General features: G+C 41.3%; 12 protein-coding genes. 10 read left to right on the forward strand and 2 right to left on the reverse strand.

Features of this window, described 5'->3' with window-relative positions; genetic code table 11:
* The first annotated feature begins 6 nt into the window (after window positions 1–6).
* Window positions 7–2,901 carry an NHLP bacteriocin export ABC transporter permease/ATPase subunit gene (locus V7K53_RS04000; protein ID WP_335196349.1) on the forward strand — a complete coding sequence of 965 codons (2,895 nt, stop codon included), beginning with the start codon at window positions 7–9 and terminating at the stop codon, window positions 2,899–2,901.
* 123 nt (window positions 2,902–3,024) lie between these two features.
* Here V7K53_RS04000 and V7K53_RS04005 read toward each other — a convergent pair whose 3' ends face one another.
* Window positions 3,025–3,702 (reverse strand): class I SAM-dependent methyltransferase, encoded by a 678-nt coding sequence (locus tag V7K53_RS04005; protein WP_335196350.1) that lies wholly within the window; start codon window positions 3,700–3,702, stop codon window positions 3,025–3,027.
* 343 nt (window positions 3,703–4,045) lie between these two features.
* On the opposite strand from V7K53_RS04005, the gene V7K53_RS04010 reads away from it, so the two are divergent.
* The 9 genes from V7K53_RS04010 (at window position 4,046) to pip (ending at window position 20,577) form a co-directional block, all read left to right on the forward strand.
* The gene (locus V7K53_RS04010) at window positions 4,046–4,882 is read left to right on the forward strand and encodes an O-linked N-acetylglucosamine transferase family protein (RefSeq protein ID WP_335196351.1); all 837 of its coding nucleotides are present in this window, start codon (window positions 4,046–4,048) and stop codon (window positions 4,880–4,882) included.
* Window positions 4,883–4,957: 75 nt separating this feature from the next.
* Window positions 4,958–6,049: a DUF4350 domain-containing protein gene (locus V7K53_RS04015; RefSeq protein WP_335196352.1), complete on the forward strand. Its 1,092-nt coding sequence runs from the start codon at window positions 4,958–4,960 to the stop codon at window positions 6,047–6,049.
* A 67-nt stretch (window positions 6,050–6,116) separates the two neighbouring features.
* The gene (locus V7K53_RS04020) at window positions 6,117–7,067 is read left to right on the forward strand and encodes an AAA family ATPase (RefSeq protein WP_335196353.1); all 951 of its coding nucleotides are present in this window, start codon (window positions 6,117–6,119) and stop codon (window positions 7,065–7,067) included.
* Between the two features lie 373 nt (window positions 7,068–7,440).
* Window positions 7,441–8,151, forward strand: coding sequence for a response regulator transcription factor (locus tag V7K53_RS04025; protein WP_334873657.1), 711 nt, complete (start codon window positions 7,441–7,443; stop codon window positions 8,149–8,151).
* A gap of 277 nt (window positions 8,152–8,428) precedes the next feature.
* A complete protein-coding gene (locus V7K53_RS04030) occupies window positions 8,429–10,321 on the forward strand; it encodes a CHASE2 domain-containing protein (RefSeq protein ID WP_335196354.1) in 1,893 nt (630 codons plus the stop codon).
* An 85-nt stretch (window positions 10,322–10,406) separates the two neighbouring features.
* Entirely contained in the window at window positions 10,407–11,138 is a 732-nt protein-coding gene (locus V7K53_RS04035; RefSeq protein WP_335196355.1) for a DUF928 domain-containing protein, read from the forward strand.
* A 594-nt stretch (window positions 11,139–11,732) separates the two neighbouring features.
* Window positions 11,733–15,893 (forward strand): two-partner secretion domain-containing protein, encoded by a 4,161-nt coding sequence (locus tag V7K53_RS04040; protein ID WP_335196356.1) that lies wholly within the window; start codon window positions 11,733–11,735, stop codon window positions 15,891–15,893.
* 100 nt (window positions 15,894–15,993) lie between these two features.
* Window positions 15,994–19,401 (forward strand): two-partner secretion domain-containing protein, encoded by a 3,408-nt coding sequence (locus V7K53_RS04045; protein WP_335196357.1) that lies wholly within the window; start codon window positions 15,994–15,996, stop codon window positions 19,399–19,401.
* A gap of 237 nt (window positions 19,402–19,638) precedes the next feature.
* A complete protein-coding gene (gene pip, locus V7K53_RS04050) occupies window positions 19,639–20,577 on the forward strand; it encodes a prolyl aminopeptidase (RefSeq protein ID WP_335196358.1) in 939 nt (312 codons plus the stop codon).
* Between the two features lie 152 nt (window positions 20,578–20,729).
* Here pip and V7K53_RS04055 read toward each other — a convergent pair whose 3' ends face one another.
* Window positions 20,730–21,278, reverse strand: a complete 549-nt coding sequence (locus V7K53_RS04055; RefSeq protein WP_335196359.1) for a pentapeptide repeat-containing protein — start codon at window positions 21,276–21,278, stop codon at window positions 20,730–20,732.
* Between the last annotated feature and the right edge of the window lie 106 nt (window positions 21,279–21,384).

The raw sequence follows: 21,384 nt of genomic DNA on the forward strand, positions 1-21,384 counted from the left end.
TGAGTAATGAGTAGCCCACAGGTGAATCCTTCTTCTAAACTGTACTCCCTCCAAGCAAACGAACCAGTACTGTTGAATGGCTCAGAAACATTCTGGATAGTGCAGTCTGGAACATTAGCGGTGTTTGCAACTAGAGTTAAAAACAGCTTACTAAAGGAGCATCGCCGCTATCTGTTTCATGTCAACGCTGGTGAAGTCTTGTTACCGGAAGTAATAGCACAAAGCCAATGGAATTTTGTAGCGATCGCAATTGAACCTACCCAATTATGCCAGATGTCAATGGTTGATTTGGTTAAGGGAATTGCGGCGGCTGACTCTCAAGCCATAGAACTTTTAGAAGGTTGGGTAAATCATTTAGGACAATCTCTTAGTGCCCAGCAAACAACTTTGACAACGCCATTAAATCTTGTGCAAACATTAGGGCAGGATTTTTCATTATCGTCTGGTGAAACGCTACAGGGAAGACAACAAACACTCCTATGGGTGAAGTTGCAGCAAGGCAATACTCACTGGATGGGAGTCGAGGAATTAACGTTGAATTCTACCTCACCAGCGTTTCCACTCACGAGTGATATGTGGCTAGAGGCAGAAGACACGGTTATTGGACAAGTGTTAACAACGACAGATTTAGAAAATTTCGAGGAACTTCTAGCAGGTTTAGCCAGTTTGCATATATATTTCTTTCACTACTTCAGTTTGCTGGCAAACAAAGAAACAGAAGCAGAATTTCGGCAGTTTCAGGAACGCGAACAATTTAATCAGCAAGTAATAGAGGGGGCCCTCTCTGATTTAGCAACAGTATTGCAGCCGCAGCAAGAGGCGGTTTTTTCTCAGGAAGGGCCACCCTTATTGATAGCATTTGGGGCAGTTGGGCGATCGCTGGGAATAGAGATTCGTCCACCAGCAGAGGATTTGAATTCTATTAAAGACCCTGTAGCTACGATCGCACAAGCATCACAAATTCGTATCCGCCGTATAACTTTAGCTGATGGCTGGTGGCGTCAAGACCAAGGGGCGATGTTAGCTTATACTCAGTTGGAAAAGCGCCCAGTGGCGTTGTTACCTACAGCTAATCGGGATTATGCGATCTTTGACCCCGTAGCGCGGACTCGGACACCTGTAAATGAATCAGTAGCAAAAACACTGTCACCTTTAGCTTACGTTCTGTATCGACCATTACCCCAAATTGCGCTCACCGCCATCGACCTACTGCGGTTTGGGGTCAAGGGTTATGAAAAAGACATCGCCAGTATTTTAGTGGTAGGACTACTGGGCACAATATTGGGAATGGTTGCACCACAAGCAACAGCAATTTTAATCAATCATGCCATTCCTGATAGCGATCGCGCTTTACTGTGGCAGATCGGATTGGTCATGTTTGCAGTCGCCTTTGGACAGTTAGCTTTTCAAATTGCCCAAAGCATTATTACCCTACGAGTGGAAAGCGCCACTGATAGCATATTGCAGCCAGCCATTTGGGATCGGTTACTCAGATTAAGTCCTAGCTTTTTTCGTCAATATACTTCTGGAGATTTAGTCAACCGCGTTATGGCGGTGAGGGAAATTCATCAAAAACTCAGTGGTGCTACCCAACGGACTTTGTTGAGTGGAGTTTTTGCCTTATTCAACTTGGTGCTAATGTTTATTTACAGTTGGCAACTAGCGCTTGTGGGCGTGGGTTTAGCAATATTTGCCGCTGTGGTTACGATTATTGCAAGTTTCCTGTTGGTGAAGAAATCGAAAAAAGAGCAAGAACTCAATGGTGTAATTCAGGGACTCACGGTACAACTAATCAACGGTGTTGCCAAACTGCGAGTGACAATGGCAGAAGAACGCGCATTTGCAGCTTGGGCAAAAAAGTACAGCCAGCAAATCCGACTGAAGGCGAGTTGGCAAGAGATTAAAGATGGTATTTCTATATTTAACGAAGCACTCCCTTTGGTAAGTTCTATACTGCTGTTTGGGTTTGCCATGCTGTTAATGCAGACACGCCTGACACTGGGTACATTCGTTGCTTTTAACTATGCTTTGGCGATTTTTATCAAAGGAGTAATTGACCTGAGCAATACTGTATCGGAAATTTGGAGTATTGTACCAATATGGGAACGAGCAAAACCGATTTGGCGATCGCAGCCTGAATATGACTCAACCAAGGTTAACCCCAGTCAATTAAGCGGTCGCATTGCCCTAAATCGTGTCAGCTTTCGCTACTCAGAAAATGGCAGCTTAATTCTCAATGATGTCAGCCTCCATGCTGAACCAGGGGAATTTGTTGCGATCGTTGGGTCTTCTGGAAGTGGAAAATCAACGATATTGCGGTTGTTATTGGGCTTTGAAACTCCATTGACAGGTAGCATCTATTATGATGGCAAAGACTTAGCAGATATGGAACTCCAGGCTGTGCGAAGACAGTTAGGAGTGGTACTGCAAAATGGGAAAATCGGCACAGGATCGGTTTTTAATAATATCACCGCTGGGGCTTTAGTTTCTCTAGAAGAAGCATGGTCAGCCGCACAAATGGCAGGTTTTGCTGATGATATCAAGCAAATGCCAATGGGGATGCATACGATCGTCGCTGAGGGTGGTAGTAATCTTTCCGGTGGACAACGGCAAAGATTATTGATTGCGCGATCGCTTGTTTCCAAGCCTAAAATTATCTTGATGGATGAGGCAACCAGTGCTTTGGATAACCGCACTCAGGCAATTGTGACTGAAAGTTTAGCTAAGTTAAATGCTACCAGAGTGGTAATTGCCCATCGCCTGAGCACGATTCGTAATGCCGATCGCATCTATGTTATTGACGCTGGTCATGTCGTACAGGTAGGTAATTTTTCGGAATTGATTGTCCAATCAGGGTTATTTGCCAAACTGGTAGCCCAACAGTTAGAAGGGGAGCTTTAGTTTTGCTTCAGCATGGAATTAGCAACTTGGTATAAAGATTGGCTGTTAAATCCATCATTAAGATTGAAATAAAAATTGCTTTCTCTCAAGGGTGACTAATATCAAATCCGGTTAATTAATACTTTACTCCCGTTCAAAGACAAAAATAATGGAAATTGGTTTATTTGTCTTGGGATCGGATGGCTCATATAAATTTAGCAATCGGTAATTCAAAGCATGGAATTCGTCGATCCATGATTCCAGGGTTCGGAAATACCAAGGAGTAGGGTAAAATTGTCGATCTGCATTTGGTTGCCATGAAGTTTCGCGCCACCCATTGGAGTATGGAGAGTCACCGCAAGCAATTATCGGATGAAGTGTTTGAATGATTATTTTGCCTTTGTCCTCTAACAAGCTATGACCGGCCTTAGCGATCTCATCAAGAGCGCATTCGCCTAGAATTGAAAAGTTGCAGATCAAGCAAGAGAAATAGTTAATAGTGCTAAATCTTTGTGATGCAAGATCCGAGTACGAACAGACAACAAAGCGAGAATCACCACTATCCTTTGCTGTCTCAATGAGATCGGCGCAAAAATCGACACCCCAGCCATCAATTCCTAAAGAAAAAAGCTGTCGAGACAACCATCCCTCACCGCATCCAATATCTAAAAATGTTTTTGGATTAAGTTTGGTTATCGCTTTAACTATAGCGGCATCCGTGGCGATCGCACGGCTTTCAATTTGTTTATTACGAATTGCTTGTGTCCATAATTTAGCATTCATCTGCCATGAGTCAAGGATTCGTTTTTCATTCTCGTCCATACAACACCGCTCAAATAGCACGAACAATCTTCTCCTTTAAAACATAAGCGATAATGCAGCCAGATGCAGGATTTACACTATTTCCAAGAATCGCAGTTGTAACTCATATCTATAAAAGATTACAGGAATTATTTAGGTTCTATCGATTATCGATAGTACACATAAACTCCGTATTTATTTGTATTAACTAAGTATATTTTATTACATTTAAAGACAGTGCAAAAGTTTTTTGAATCCCTGGGGAAACTGAAGACTTTTTAGGATTTTTCGAGTTTAATAGGCGATCATATCATTAGTAATTCCAACGCTATTTTGTCAACAAGTTATTGACGATCGCCTTGATGTGTTAATTTTTCCAGAATTAGGAATGGATGCCACAACACTATGCATTGCTGGACTCCGTTTAGCGCCGATTCAATGTATGGCTTGGGGGCAACCTGTAACTTCTGGATTACCCACCATTGACTATTTTTTATCTAGCGAACTGATGGAGCCTGTGAATGGCCAATATCACTACACCGAAAGCCTTGTACGTTTGCCTGGTGTTGGGATTTCCTATCCTACTATCAAAGTTGACTCAGTTAGGCGCAACCGATTATTTTTTGGATTACGAGAAGATGCTATCGTCTACATCTCTAGTCAAGCTGCTTATAAATATCTACCGCAGTACGATTACGTTTATGCAGAAATTGCCCGTCAAGTTCCCAATGCTCAGTTTATGTTTCTTCGCTCTGGGATTTCTCAAGAACGTCTGAAACGGGCATTTGCGGCTGTCGGGTTAGATAGTCTTGACTATTGCGTATTCTCTCCTGTCTTACCGCGTGATGATTACTTTGACTTGCTTTCTTTGGCAGACATTTATTTAGATACCTTCGACTGGGCGGGTGGTAACACAACACTAGATGCGATCGCCTGTCATTTACCAATTGTCACTTGTCCTGGTGAGTTTATGCGGGGGCGTCATTCCTACGGCTTTTTGCAAGCGATCGCTGTAACACAAACAATTGCAGATGATACCTCGCAATATATTCAGATTGCAGTGCGATTAGCCGTAGATATTGATTGGCGATACTCAGTTCGTGAAGCCCTAAAACTCTCAAGCAAGGTTCTGTTTGACAATACCACTGCTACCCAAAATTTAGAAGCATTTATCAAACAGGCGATCGCTGCAAGAAGTTAAAGAAAGTATATTTTGACTTTACCTGAAAAATAAGTAAGTATTAACAGTGATATTCAAAGGCAATGAAAGTCGAAAATGAAACGTCCAAATCGCCTTGCTTGGATGGGAGCGATCGCACTCGCTGCGATCGTTTTACTTAGTTTGTTCGCAGCTCCTAATAATACTAAAATTAACGCTGGCTCTACCTACAACCGGAATTCTGATGGCTATGGTGCTTGGTACGCTTTTATGCAACAACAGGGAATTTCTATCAAGCGCTGGCAAAAGCCTTTTAGTGATATTCAGCCAGAGAACAGCCCAATTACCTTCCTACAAGTAGGCGGCTATCCCAGAGAAACCATACTGGATAGTCAAGAGCGGGAATGGATAGAGAAAGGGAATACTTTGGTAATTTTGGGTGCGAAGGCGCGGGTTACAGAAGCGGAGTTTAGCACTATGCACAAATCTCCTGAAGGTGATATTAAAATTGATACACGTAGACGATATAAAAAAGCTAACTCTAAGCAAGTTAATTTAGGCGATCGCTTTGGTGCTGTTGTCTGGAAAGAAAATTACAAAAAAGGAAAGGTGATTTTTTCTACCACTCCTTATTTAGCCGCCAATGCCTACCAAGATTATTTAAGTAATTTCAAGTATTTAGCTAGTTTGGTTCTTGAAAAAAATAACACAGTATTTGTCGATGAATACATCCACGGCTATAAAGATGCCGATGTCAGAAAGAAAGAAAGCGAAGGAGATTTATCTAGCTTTTTTGCCAAAACTCCTTTACTTCCAATATTGATACAGGTAGGTATCCTGCTATTAGTGCTAGTTTGGGCGCAGAATCGCCGCTTTGGCAAGCCAGTAGCTTTAGATACACCAGTTGTAGATAATAGCGAAGCATACATCCAAGCTTTAGCCGGGGTGTTGCAGAAAGCTGATACCACCGACTTTGTTGTTGAAATGGTAGGTAAACAAGAACAACTACAACTCCAAAAAGCCTTGGGATTAGGGCAAGTACTATTAGAACGTCAAGCCTTGATCGATTTCTGGATGGAAAAAACAGGTGCAAGTGCAGCAGAACTAGATGCAGTTTTAAAGCTACAATCTCGCAAACAACCCATCAGTGAACGAGACCTGTTAAGCTGGTTGGGGAAATGGCGAACCATTAGGGAAATTAAAAATTAAAAATTAAAAATTAATTTTTTGGAATTATGCATAGTATTTCTGCGTTAGTTATTTATCAATAAAAAATATGAGTGAAACACATCCTATCTTAATTCGTCTTGGTCAAGGTCTTAATCAAGTAATTGTCGGACAATCTAGCTTAATACAGCAACTCTTAGTAGCGTTGCTAGCGGGTGGACATGTAATTTTAGAAGGAGTACCGGGAACTGGGAAAACTCTACTAGTAAAAGTGTTGGCACAGTTAATTCAAGGGGAGTTTCGCCGGATTCAATTAACACCTGATGTTTTACCTTCAGATATTACTGGTACAAATATTTTTGACTTGAATAGCCGCAATTTCACTTTGAAAAAAGGGCCAATATTTACCGAAGTCCTGCTAGCAGACGAAATCAACCGTACTCCCCCCAAGACACAAGCGGCGCTGCTAGAAGCAATGGAAGAGATGCAGGTAACACTAGATGGTGAAAGTTTGCCTTTACCAGATTTATTTTGGGTAATTGCAACACAAAATCCTCTGGAATTTGAGGGTACTTATCCTTTACCAGAAGCACAGTTAGACAGATTTTTATTTAAGCTGGTGGTAGATTACCCCGATAAAGCTGCTGAAAAGCAAATGTTACTCAATCGTCAGGCGGGTTTTGCAGCACGACGTTTAGATATTAGCCGTTTGAAACCAATCGCAACAGTAGCCGACATTTTGCAAGCACGACAAGCAGTCAAAGAAGTTAAAGTATCAGAAGCGATCGTTGATTATTTGTTGGCATTGGTGACAATATCGCGTCAATATCCCGATCTAACTTTGGGTGCATCACCCCGCGCTACCGGTGCTTGGTTGCAGACATCTCAAGCCATAGCGTGGTTAGCAGGAAGGGATTTTGTAACGCCAGATGATGTAAAAGCAGTTGCATCACCGTTGCTACGTCATCGTCTCATCTTGAAACCAGAAGCGATGCTGGATGGTTTACAAATGGATGCGGTAATTGCGTCAGTAATTAATCAAGTACCAGTTCCGAGGTGAAAAACTTAAACCTCTGGCGTAAATCCCCAACCCCTTCTCCCAAAATTGGCTACGGTGTACACACATCTTAGTCGGGAAAAGAGAAAAGGGAAAAGGTTCTGTATTGTCCCCTTCCCCTTTAACCTTTACCCTTTTCCCCCCTCTTGCAAAAACCACTTTTGCAAGAGGTCTATTGATGATTCCGAATTCAAAATCAGATCGCACTTCTAGATTTGCACTTTTCTGCATAGCTTGAAAATTCATCTCCAATTAAAATGAGCGCATACTTCAATGAGTTAAGGCTAAAAGATGCAAGATATGACTCTCAAGTTAAACGCCGGAGACAAAGAAAATTTTCATAAAGCTTAAAGAAACTTTGAATTTGGATGAAAATATGGTAGTAGTAAATTTAAAAGAACATCAAGTTTTTGGATATTTACCAGTGGAAAAAAAGCTGGGTATTCTGGTTGTAGATGACCACCAATTAATTTTAACTGGTACGCTCGATGTCTTAAGTAGACAGTATCCTGAAGCTGCTATTATTAAGGCTCAGACGGCAAAAGAGACACTTTTTCAACTTCAATATCATCACTTTGACCTGATTGTGATGGATTTATCAATTCCCGATCGCCAAGGGGAGACAGCAGAAATTGATACCGGAATTAAGCTGTTGCAAACTTTGCTCCAAGAATATCCCCATCAGAATTTCATGGTGCAAACTAGTTATGTGAAGGCGTTAATTCGGATCAAACACGAGATTGATAATCATCAAGCTGGATTTGCGATCGCAGATAAAGGATTACCCGAAGATGAAATGCTAATGCGGGTTAATTTGTCCCTTCATGGTGCAACACACACCAAAGACATCAAAACGGGAATCGAACTCAAACCAGAATGGTTAGAAGTGTTGCGGTTGGCTTTTGAAGAGAGTTTGACAGATAGAGCGATCGCCGATCGAATGTATAAATCAGAAAGAGCAGTACGTACTTACTGGACAAAGATTCAGGATGTGTTGGGAGTATATCCTGAAGACTGCAAGCAAAGTGGTAAGAATATGCGAATTCAAACTGAAATTCGTTCCCGTGATGAAGGTTTAATCGATTAATTCGGGGAAATTTAATTCGGTAAAAAGCGAGATGAGATTATGTTCGTTTAATTACTTATTAAACTCGAAAAACCCCAAAGAATCAAAGCTATCCTTTATCTCACCAAATGAAGCATCTGACACCAATTTGAAAAAAAGAATGCGACAGATACATACTCCCAAACCTTTGTTCTGTCTGGCTTTCTTAATTTTTAATTTTTAATTTTTAATTTTTAATTGGTATGACGTGTGGGGGTGCAATGACTGTGGAAATTATAACTAATTATCTAGACATGATATGAGCAGGAGAATCTTCTGGAATCGCATTCGCCAAGAATTTGGGTTGTGGTTACAGGCTGCACCTCCTGGAATCATGGTACTGTTTATGGTGATATTGATACGTATAACTGGAGGAATGCAATCTTGGGAATGGATGCTTTTCGATAAAATGTTATATCTGCGTCCAGTCGAAAAACTTGATGAACGTGTAGTAATTGTAGGTATCGATGAAAAGGATATTGAATGGGTTAATCAATATCCCATTCCAGATGAGAAGATTGCAGAGTTACTCACTAAGCTGGAAACTTATAAACCCTTAGCTATTGGGCTGGATATCTTCAAAAATGTTCCTGTTGAACCTGGCGGTAAAGAACTTGCGCAGGTGTTGCAGCAGAATTCTAATATTATCGGGATTCAAAAAATATTACCACCCCAACAAACTCCTCCACCCCAGAATTTCCCACCTGAACGAGTTGGATTTGTCGATTTACCTAACGATGGGGATAGCAAAAATCGACGCTATTTGTTATTTACAACAAATCCTAATAATCCTAACAATATCAACCAAGATAAATATTCTTTAGCGATGCGGTTAGTTATTAAATACTTTCAAGCTAAAGGAATTAAATTGGAAACAGGAAAAAATGACCCCAATACAATGAGATTTCGGGGGATTGAATTACCCAGAATCACTCATAATTTTGGCGGATACGTTAATGTTGATGATGGCGGATTGTCAATTTTAATAAATTTCCGCAATACTTCCAAGCCTTTTCATGTTGTCTCGCTACGCGACATTTTAAATGGAAAAGTAGATGCAGAATTATTGCGCGATCGCATTGTATTAGTTGGCAACCGCAACACGAGTACTGGCGATATTTTTTATACGTCTACATTGGCAAACTTAGAATTAAACGGTCAAATTTATGGCATTGAATATCACGCTCATGCGATCGGTCAAATTCTTAGTAGTGTAATCGACAGTCGCCCAATGTTGCATAGTTGGGGAGATATAGAAGAATACGCATGGATCTTTGTTTGGGGTTTTATGCCGATAATTATCGGACGCCTTACCCAATCGGTTTGGATAAATATACTTAGTGTTGGCGTAGCAGGATTTGCTCTATTTAGCTGCGGGTATATGATGTTGTGGCTGTGGGGTATATGGATTCCGGTAGCACCTGGTTTGCTGATCTTAGCTGTAAATGGGCTTGGCTTGAGTGCTTTTGCATTTTACCAGCATGATAAATTCTTGCGATCGCAAATTAACGAACGTCAAAATACAATTCAACATACTTTTACCGTAATTCATAATGGCCCTTTGCAAACTCTTGCTTATGGATTAAAGCATCTGCGTGCTAAAGATATCCCCTACGAGCAACTAGTTGGGCAATTTGAAAAACTCGATCGCGAAATTCGAGAAGTTGGTGAATTTCTCAAACTCGAAGCATTAACCACAGAAGAGAGTTTGCGTTTAGGTAGCGGATTAATACTTGAATTAAAACGACCTTTGCACGATTTATTATATGAAGTTTATTCAAGTACATTAGAACGTAAAGATTTTGAACATTTTCAAACATTAAAAGTAAAAATTCGCAATTTTGAACCGATTGATGATAAATATTTAAACATAGAACACAAACGGGGAATATGTCTGTTTTTAGAAGAAGCTCTATGTAATGTTGGTAAACATGCCCAAGGAGTCAAGCGCGTTCAAGCATCGGGTGTTTATAGTGCAAATAAATACAATTTATCCGTGAGAGATAACGGTTCAGGTATTAAATCAAAACTAGAAAATAAAGGTACAAAACATTTTAAAATGCTTGCTAAAGAATTAGGAGGAGAGTTTCGCCGTGAATCGCTTTCTCCACGTGGAACTATATGCGAACTTAGTTGGACACCTATGAAGTAATTTTAAGAAAGAATAAAGGCATTATTCGCCAGAATTCTGAATTCTGCAAAAGTTTTAGATAAGCATACTATCAACAGCATTTACCATGAGTCATCAACATTTCGGATTTTGGCAAAATAAGCATAGACTTACAAGCTTGGTTGTAGGTGTAGTTTTCCTGATAACCGCAGTCCCAGCATTTGCTCAGTTTAAACCACGCGATCGCAAACCAGCCAGCGACAATACCCGTCCGGGTGGTTCGCGTGGATGTTCAGCTAGCGGCATACCACTGACACAGCTTGCACCTCAGACATTTATCGGTAAAAGTGCTTCCACGCGTCCAATGTTAGCTTGGTATATGTCAAGTTCTCAAAATGCGCGATTCCAACTGTATGAATTTGATTCACCCAACACCGTTAAAAAAATTGGTCAAGTTAAAGAAATACCCACAACAGTCGGGATTAACAAACTAAAACTTCCCCTCGAATACCCCGAACTCACAGTTGGTAAAACATATTTATGGCAAATTGCAATTGACTGCGAAAACGACACGATTATTAGACGTGCAGAATTTACCGTTATCAATCCTCAATCACTTGCTAAAAATCGATTTACAAGCATTCCAGAAAGCATAAATTATTATGCTGAAAATGAACTGTGGTATGAAGCCCTGGAAGAAGCGTTAAAAGCAACTGGTAATAGTAAACTAGGGCAAACTGGAGCAACTTTAGTTAAAGAACTGGCACAGTCCGAAATGCTTATCGGTGATGACGTAGATAAAAAAAATATTCAGCGACGAATTGAATACCTCCAGAAAATTGCCAGCGAAAAAATATAGCAGTTTTCATTTTGATGCAACACACTCTGACCTCACTCCAAACCTCTCTCCTTTTAGGAGAGAGTCTTTGAATCCTACTCCCCTTCCAGCAATAAAAGTTTTTCTGATCTCCTCTCCTAAAAGGCTACGGTGTACACACAAGTCTGAAGTTGTTCAAGGATCTGGGTTTTACTCCACCCTAACCACTGCTTGAATTCAATGAACGACCACCCGAATTCAATAAACAACCACCCGAATTCAACAAACGACCACCCGAATTCAATAACCAACCACCCGAATTCAATGAACGACCACCCGAATTCAACAAACGACCACCCGAATTCAATAAACAACCACCCGAATTCAATGAACGACCACCCGAATTCAATATATTTATTGCATAAATTCTCAAAACCTCACCTGAAACCTGATTTACTAAGGTTTCAGGTGAGGTTTTACCCCACCCCAACCATCACTGCGATTAAGTAGGTAATCTTTGGGATTTAAGAAGAAATTCGACTTGTGTGTACACGGTAGCTCTTAAGAGGAGAGGGTTAGGGTGAGGTCTTTATTAAACAACTAAGAATCACTATAAAAATAGTAGGCAGAATAGAAATGGTGAAAATTTGGCCGGTTGCTGTCACAGGATGGCTGGGATGCGTGGTAGGTATTGCAGTTTCTATTCATCCTGCTTTTGCTCAGTTAACTCCCGATAACAGCCTGGGAAAGGAGCGATCGCAAGTCATTCCTATTAATACAAACAATGACCGCATTGAGGGCGGTGCGGCTCATGGTGCTAACCTATTTCACAGTTTTCAAGATTTTAACATCGGTGAGGGTCAAGGCGTTTATTTCGCTAATCCAGAGGGAATAACAAATATCTTTTCTCGCGTTACTGGTGGTAACTCATCAAATATTTTCGGGACATTGGGGGTATTGGGTAATGCAAATTTGTTTTTGCTAAATCCTAATGGCATTATGTTTGGTAAAAATGCGAGTTTGGATGTGCAGGGTTCGTTTGTGGGCACAACAGCGAACGGAATTCAGTTTGGAAATCAGGGGGTTTTTAGCGCGACGAATCCTGAAGCAACAGCATTATTGACGATTAATCCTTCGGCGTTGTTGTTTAATCAAATCCAAGCGAATGCAGGAATTACCAATCAATCGCAAGCCGATGCTGGTAAAAATCTTATTGCTGAAGATGTTACGGGTTTGCGAGTTGCTGATGGTAAAAGTTTGCTGCTTGTCGGTGGAAATATCAATATTGATGGTGGTAGTATTCGCACTTATGAAGGGAATATTGAGTTAGCAGGTTTGGCTACACCGGGTAATGTGGGATTAAATATTGCAGATGATAATATCAGTTTGGTAGTGCCTGATGGTGTAGAACTAGCAAATGTTTCTCTCAATAACGCCGCAGAAGTTAATGTTAGAGGTGCGAATGGCGGGAATATCAAAATTCATGCCCGTGATGTGAATTTAGCAGGAGAAAGTAAACTTAGAGCAGGTATAGAGACAGGTTTAGGAACATCAAATAGTCAAGGTGGTAATATTGAAATTAACGCCACAGGAACCATAAATCTCACTGATACCAGCTTTATTTCCAACACATTGCGAAAAGACGCTGTTGGTACATCAGGTGACATTAATATAATTACAGGTTCCTTGAATTTAAGTAAGAATTCATTTCTAGATGTCAGTACTTTTGGGCAAGGAAATTCTGGTAAAGTTTCCATCCTAGCAAGGGATAATATTGCGCTTACAGATAGTAGTAATATTTATAGTTCTGCGGAAGAAGGGAGTGTAGGTAATGGTGGTAGTATTAACATTCAAACAGTTTCTCTCTCTCTAGCACAAGGTTCCGAACTCAACACCCAAACTTTCGGACAAGGAAATGCTGGTAGTATCAATATCAATGCTCGTGATGCCATCAGTTTAGATGGTTTTGTAGATACTATCCTAAGCGATGGCGAGCAAGGTCGAATTTATAGCCGTCTTACTAGTATCGTCAACTCAGAAGGTACAGGTAAAGCTGGAGATATTCAGATAAAAACGGGTTCTCTCCAATCAACAAATGGGGGATTTATTAGCAGCAGTACCTATAGTAAAGGCGATGGGGGAAATATTACGATCGATGCTAATGATATTACTTTTGATAGTAGTAGTAATATTAGTAGCCGGGTGTTTGCTGATGGTGTGGGTAAAGGTGGAAATATCCAGGTTAATACTGGAACCCTTTCATTATTGGGTGGTTCACAAATATCTACCGCCGTTTCTGGTAAAGGTGATGCAGGTAATATCTTTATTAATGCCCGTGACACAATTCAGCTAGATGGGATAGTTGGCTATTCAATTGCTGGTATTAAAAGTTATATATTAACTGGAGGTGTTGGTAATGGGGGAAATATAGAATTCACAACTGGCTTGCTATCGTTGACAAACGGTGCAAGTATTGATACAGGTACAAATGGAATAGGTAATGCAGGTAATATCACCATTAATACCCGTGAAACTATTAATATAGACGGTTTTGGTAAGGTTTTTACTGAGCAATTAGGAGAAGGTAAATTACCCAGCCGTATTAGTAGTGACGTTAGTTTGGATAGTGTAGGTAAAGGTGGAGATATCCGCATCAATACCAGAGAATTATTTTTAAAAAACAAAGGTCAAATAAGTGCTGATACCTTTGGGCTGGGTGATGGAGGTAATATTTTTATTCAAGCCGCAGAGAAAATTTCTCTCAGCGATACTAATAATATTGGCTTCACTCAAATTAGTTCTACTGTTCTTGATGAAGCTAGAGGTAATGCTGGCACTATCAACATTCAAACTAGAGACTTATCATTAGATAATGCCGCGATTAATAGTTATACTTCTGGACAGGGAAATGCTGGTAGAATCTCGATTAAAGTTCAAGATACTTTATCTTTAAATAATCAAGCATATTTTAGTAGTGCAACTTCAGAATTAGTAGGTAATGGTGGAGATATTGATATCCAAACAGGAAAGCTCTTTTTAGATAATGGCTCTTATTTATTCGCTAGCACTTCTGGTAAAGGAAACGGTGGTAATATCTCAATCCAAGCAACAGATACAGTTTCTCTTGCCAATAACAGTAGTATAAGTAACAGCATCTCCAAAACAAGTGTAGGTAATGCCGGGAATATTAATATCTTTGCAAAGTCTTTTTCTGTAAGCGGAGAATCTGCCATTTTTAACAGCAATCTTGGTGGTAAAGGGAATGCTGGCAATATCTCAATAAATACAAAAGAGAATGTTTCTTTCACAGATGGTTCTTTCCTGAGTGCTAGTACGTCAGGTGAAGGTAATGCCGGGAATATCAAAATTCAAGCAGGCGGTGCTGTGACAGTTTCTGGACGCAGTGAAAAACTTAGTAGCGGAATAGTTAGCGGCGTGTTGCCAGAAGGGATAGGTAACAGTGGTGATATTGAGATTGTAGCCCGTAGTTTAGAGCTATCTGATGGCGCTGATTTGTTTACATTGTCTAATGGTAAAGGCAACGCGGGTAATGTCTTGATAACTACATTGGGTGACACAACAATCAAAGATAGTAGTATAGCAACATTTATTGCCACAGATGGAAGTGCTGGTAAGATTGCAATTCGAGCAGGTGGTGATGTTTCTATTTCGGGAAAAAGTTCTTTATTCTCCATTCTTGGCCCAAATGCAGTAGGTAAGGGTGGAGATATTGAAATTCAGGGGCGTAATTTTTCTTTATCCGATGGTGCCGCTCTATATTCCACTACTGCTGGTAAAGGCGATGCTGGAAATGTGCTAATTAATGCCACTGGTGACATTTCTTTCACAAATGGTTCTAACATCAATGCTGCAACAATTGGACAGGGAAATGCAGGTAACGTCACCGTTAATGCTGGCGGAAAATTCTCTCTTCAGGGGATAACTCTCGATGGTTCTAACTTTGACACTGGCATCTTTAGCACAGTCGCAATAGATGCAGGATTCACAGGTAAAGGTGAAGGCGGCAATATTAACGTTACAGTCCGTGATTTATCTCTCAATGGTGCAGCTTTATCTGCTAGTAGCTTTGGAGATGGAATTGCCGGGAATATTAACATTAATTCCGGTACTGTAAAACTAGATAATAAAGGAATTATTGCTGCTGCAACTACCTCTGGCGATGGTGGAAATATTAACTTAACAGCTACAGATTTATTACTATTGCGTCGTAACAGCAATATCACCACAACTGCGGGGTTAGCCAAATCAGGTGGCGATGGCGGTAACATCAATATAGACTCAAAATTCATCGTCGCCAGCCCTGAAGAAAACAGCGACATCAGCACCAACGCATACACTGGTTCTGGTGGAAGAGTCGAAATCAATTCGCAAGGTATCTTCGGTATCGAAGCGCAGACAAAACCAACCGAAAAAAGCGATATTACTGCAAGTTCTGAATTAGGTGTATCAGGTATAACAAATATTAACGCACCCGATACCAGTTACATTCAAAACAGCTTTACCGGATTATCCCCAAATGTCATCAATACTAATGCACTGATCGCTAATAGTTGCATTGTTCGCAGTTCAAAACAAAAGGGTACATTCTTCATCACGGGTTCTGGTGCTTTACGTAGTAGTCCGGGAGATGGATTAATTTCAATCTATTCTACAGGTGAAGTGCGTAATGTTGAACCAACATCGCAGACTTGGAAAAAAGGCGATGCAATAGTTGAACCACAAGGACTTTATCGACTTGCTGATGGACGTTTAATACTCAGTCGAGAATGTCATTAAGGGAACTTTTAATAGGAGGCTTAAAGGTCTTCGATAGCCAGCTAAGTATTACCCGAAAGAAGGGATAATTGTCCAAAATTTTCTTAATTGATACCGAAAAATGACCTTTAAAATCCATCCATCACAAGATAGGCAATTATTACCAAATAAAGACGCAGAAGTTATGGTGAAAATTTGGCGGTTTGCTGTCACGGGATGGCTGGGATGTGTGGCAGGTATTGCAGTTTTTATTCATCCTGCTTTTGCTCAGTTAACTCCCGATAACAGCCTGGGAAAAGAGCGATCGCAAGTCATACCTTTCGATCAAAAAAATGACATTATCAATGGTGGTGCGGCTCGTGGCACCAACCTATTTCACAGCTTTCAAGATTTTAACGTCGGTGTTGGTCGAGGCGTTTATTTCGCCAATCCAGACGGGATAACAAATATCTTTTCTCGCGTTACTGGCGGTAACTCATCAAATATTTTCGGAAGATTGGGTGTATTAGGTGATGCAAATTTGTTTTTGCTAAATCCAAATGGCATTGTGTTTGGGAAAAATGCCAGTTTAGATATACAAGGTTCTTTTTTGGGAACAACAGCAAATAGTTTAGTCTTTCCTAATGGGATAGAATTTAGCGCCACAAATCCCCAAGCACCGCCGTTATTAGCTATCAATGTACCTGTTGGCTTGCAGTTTGGTTCGCAACCTGGAAGTATTACTAGCCAAGCATTGATTCGGGATTCACGGGGAAATATTATTAGTGGTTTGAATGTTGGCTCTGGTAGCACCTTAGCGCTTATGGGTGGTGAAATCGCCTTAGATGGTAGTTTTTTGTTTACTCAAAATGGACAACTGAAATTGGGCGCAGTCGGTGGAGATACAACTGTTGGGCTGAATGTTAATAACTCCTCGTTGGGTTTTAACTTCGCAGAAAATGTCGGACGCGCACCCATCAGCTTAACGAATGGTAGCTTCATCGTTGCAAGTGGCAATAGTGCAATTGAACTATTTGGCGGAAAAATTGGGCTAAACGGTGGCATTCTTTTCGGTAGCAATGGTGGCTCGATTAGTGTTAATGCAAATCAACTTAGTTTGGATAACAACTCTGGAATTCAAAGCGGTACTTCTGGTGCAGCCAAGGGTGGTGATATTCAAATTCAAGCCAGCGATGCAGTAACTGTCGCTAACAGTAGTCAGATTTTATCTGCTAGTAGCGCTTCTGCTACAGGTGCGGGTGGTGATGTTACTATCAATGCCGGAAAAATCACAATTACCGGAGATGGAGATGGACAAAATAGCGGTATTATCTCTACATCTAGTCTTGGTAAAAGCAATGGAGGGAACCTCACTTTAAATGCTACTGAGTCGGTTAACATCAATGGTGGCTTTACCTCTGTTGTATCTGGAGGTGCAGGTAATGCAGGAAACTTGACAGTGCGAGCTACAGATGCTGTCAATATCACTAACCAAGCTTCTTTAGGACTCGGAAGCTTTGGTTCAGGTTCAACAGGTAATCTGCGGATTGAAACGGGTACTTTCCGAGTCCAAAATAATTTCCCAACAGGGGGAGTGACAGCACTTACATCTGGTGGTGGAAATGTCGGTTCTATTTCCATTCAGGCTCGGAATGCGGTTGAGGTAACTCAAAGCCAGATATCTACAGCTATTGTTACACCAAGCGGAAGTAAAACTCAAGCAACAGCAGGGGATATTACTATTGAAACCCAGCGACTCAATCTCAAAGATGGGGGTTATGTCAGTACAGATACTTTTAGCAGTGCAAATGCAGCTAACATTTTTATTAAAGCTAGTGAATACGTAGAGATTAGCGGTTTCTCTAGCTATGTATCAAGCAGTACATTTTCTGGCTCAGGAAATGGAGGTAATGTAACGATTGAAACACCGCGAGTCACTGTCAGTCAAGGAGGACATATAGACACCACATCCACTGAAAGTAGTGGTAATGCTGGGAATATTACCATCCGCGCCAAAGATGTAGAATTCGATGGGTTTGTTTTGGTACCTAAAGAACAGTTTTTGGCTAGACTAGATCAAGCTGATGCAGAAGAGATTTTGTCTGACCCTCTAACACAAGAAATTCTGTCTCGCTTCGGGGGTAGTTTTTATAGAAGTAACTTATCCTCGGATGTGTTGAGAAGTAATGCAGATGTGCGGGGTGGCACGATAACTATTGACACGGAACGGTTGCGGTTGAGTAATGGTGGAAATATATCAGCCTCAGTTTTAATAGGGGGTAAAGGACAAGGGGGTAATTTGGTGGTTCGTGCCACTGATTCTATTGATATTACTGGGGTTGGTGGAGAACTACTAGATGGCTCATTTGCAGGATCGGGTTTATTTGCAGAATTGCAAACTGGAGGTATTGGTTCTGGTGGCAGCATTGATGTTACAACAAGACGCTTAAACCTCAGCAATAACGGACAAATTTCTGCCTCTACATTTGGTCAAGGTAATGCGGGAAATATTGGGATTAATGCCAGTCAAATTGATTTACGTGCAAGTAGCGGTGTCAGAACTCAGGTTGACAGTGAAGCGAAGGGTAACGCAGGCAATATCAGCATCAAAACTCAACTATTAAATGTACAAGAAGAATCCCAAATATCATCGGGAACTCAGGGAAATGGAAACGCGGGGAATTTAACGGTAAAAGCTGATAACATTATCCTGACTGGTTCTGCAACTGGCTTACTATCATCAGTTGACGAAGGGGCTAATGGTAAAGGTGGCGATATAGATATTACTACCAATCGCCTGATTGTGCGTGATGATGCTGAAATTGTCTCCGGCAGCCTCGGTACGGGTGACGCTGGAAATATTAGAATTAAGGCTAATTTTCTGGAAATTATTGGAAAAGGCAGTGCGATCGCTTCTTTGACAAATGCAGGTAATGGCGGTGACATCAACCTCGATATCGCTGATTTATTATTGTTGCGCGATCGCGGTTTAATCTCAACTACCGCAGGTAGAAGCCAAGCTGGTGGCAATGGCGGTAACATCAATATCAACTCTAAATTCATCGTCGCCATCCCCGAAGAAAACAGCGATATCAGCGCTAATGCATACACTGGTTCCGGTGGAAAAGTTCAAATCAACTCACAAGGGATCTTCGGTATCGAGTCGCGGACAAAACCAACCGAAAAAAGCGACATTACTGCAAGTTCTCAATTAGGCGTTTCAGGTATAACAAATATTAACGCACCCGATACCACTTCTATTCAAAACAGCTTCACTGGTGCATTTCCAAATGTCATCGACACTAATGCACTCATCGCCAATAGTTGCGTTTCGCGCAGTTCCAAACAAAAGGGTACATTCTTCATTACAGGTTCTGGTGCTTTACGTAATAGTCCGGGGGATGGATTAATTTCAAGCTATTCAACTGGTGAAGTGCGTAATGTTCAACCAACATCGCAGGTTTGGAAAAAAGGCGATGCAATAGTTGAACCACAAGGGCTTTATCGACTTGCTGATGGCCGCTTGGTACTCAGTCGAGAATGTCACTGAAGCAATTTTTAAATGATATCATGTCCGCTTGATTGCTTATTAAACCAAAGAACCCCACCCCGCCAAAGCTACGCTTTGTCTCCCCTCCCCGCTTGCGGGGAGGGGTTGGGGGTGGGGTGTAATGACTGTGGTTAGCATAACTAATTGACGGATAATTTCTTGTAAAGATGGCGATTTATCGCGTCTTTCTAACCGTCAAAATGAATTTGACAGACTATTACTGATAAAATATGCAAAATGCGAGAACTTTACCCAGCGATCGAGCCTTACTTAGAAGGTAGCTTACAAGTTTCCGACCTTCATACTATCCATTTTGAAGAGTCAGGAAACCCCCAAGGTCAACCCATCGTTTTGCTGCATGGGGGCCCTGGTGGTGGATGTCCAGCTTTTTATCGGCAATATTTCTACCCAGAAAAATGGCGGTTAGTGATGTTTGACCAGCGCGGTTGTGGTCAAAGTACTCCCCATGCTGAATTACGAGAAAACACCACTTGGGATTTAGTCAGTGATATCGAAAAACTGCGCCAACATTTAGGTATAGAAAAGTGGGCGGTCTTCGGTGGTAGTTGGGGTAGCACTTTATCATTAGCCTACAGTCAAACCCATCCCTCTCGATGCACGGGATTAATTCTGCGTGGGATCTTCATGCTGAGGCAAAAAGAGTTGCGCTGGTTCTACCAAGAGGGTGCTAGCTATATTTTTCCTGATGCTTGGGAAGAATATCTCAAACCAATTCCCGTAGATGAACGTGATGATTTAATCGCAGCATATTACAAACGCTTGACCAATCCAGATTTAGAAATTCAATTAACAGCAGCGCGTGCTTGGTCAATTTGGGAAGGTAGTACCAGTAGACTATTCTTAGATCCAGAACTGATGCAAAAGTTTGGCGAGAGTGAATTTGCTTCAGCTTTCGCACGCATTGAATGCCATTACTTTATGAATAAGGGATTTTTGGAAACAGAAGATCAATTACTCTTAAATGTAGATCGCATCCGCCATATTCCGGCTGTAATTGTTCAGGGACGCTATGATGTAGTCTGCCCAATGATATCAGCTTGGGAATTACATCGAGCTTGGCCAGAAGCAGAATTTATAGTGGTTCCTGATGCTGGGCATTCGATGAGTGAGCCAGGAATTTGCAGTGCTTTGATTGAGGCAACAGATAATATTTAATTCGGTTGAATATTTAGCCTGTGGGATGGGAGAGTTCGCTAAAGGAGTGGATGTAAGACCAAACCCACGATAAGGAAATCCTTACCAGGATGCCAGGTAAATTCAAGCTGACATTCCCAATTATTTTTGCGGCAAAAGATGAGGAATTTTTATCATCTGTTATCACGACCATTCCCCCACTGGGGACCGCGAATGACAGTTCCACTGGGCATAGTGGTGTTCCAAATCAAATTCATGCCTCGGCAAATCAAGCCGTCATCGGTATGAGCGCCTCTGAAATCAGCTTCGATGAGAATAGCATCTTCGAGACTTCGCATTTGAACTTCCCAGAAATGACCAAATGTGGCGTTCATTTGACTCAAAATGCTGCCCCGCAAGTCGGCTTTATCGAAGGAACTGTGCGTCACATTAGCAGCAAACAAATTAGCATCGCGGATAATTGCTCCTTCCAAACAACAACTTTCCAAGAAAATACCACCCAAATCGGCTCCAGTCAAATCGGCTCCAATCAGATAGACATTACGCAAATCAGCCCCTCGCAGGTTGATATCTCGCAAAACCACACCATCGAGATCGAGTCCACTATGTTTGGAGCGGCGAAATCCATAGAGTCCATAATCAGCCAATTTGATTCCAGCAAAGTTACGTTCCCCATCAGCATAGCGCTCCAGCAACTCCTCAGCAGTAATTTCCCAGACCATTATTTACCTCCCGCATTAATTAACATATATGTGCAGACAACAGATAAAGGTACTGCCCTGAACTTCAATGGCATCACTCATACCTAAACTAAAGATGGTGTATACA

It is taken from the genome of Nostoc sp. (assembly GCF_036917355.1).
Classification (GTDB): Bacteria; Cyanobacteriota; Cyanobacteriia; order Cyanobacteriales; family Nostocaceae; genus Nostoc.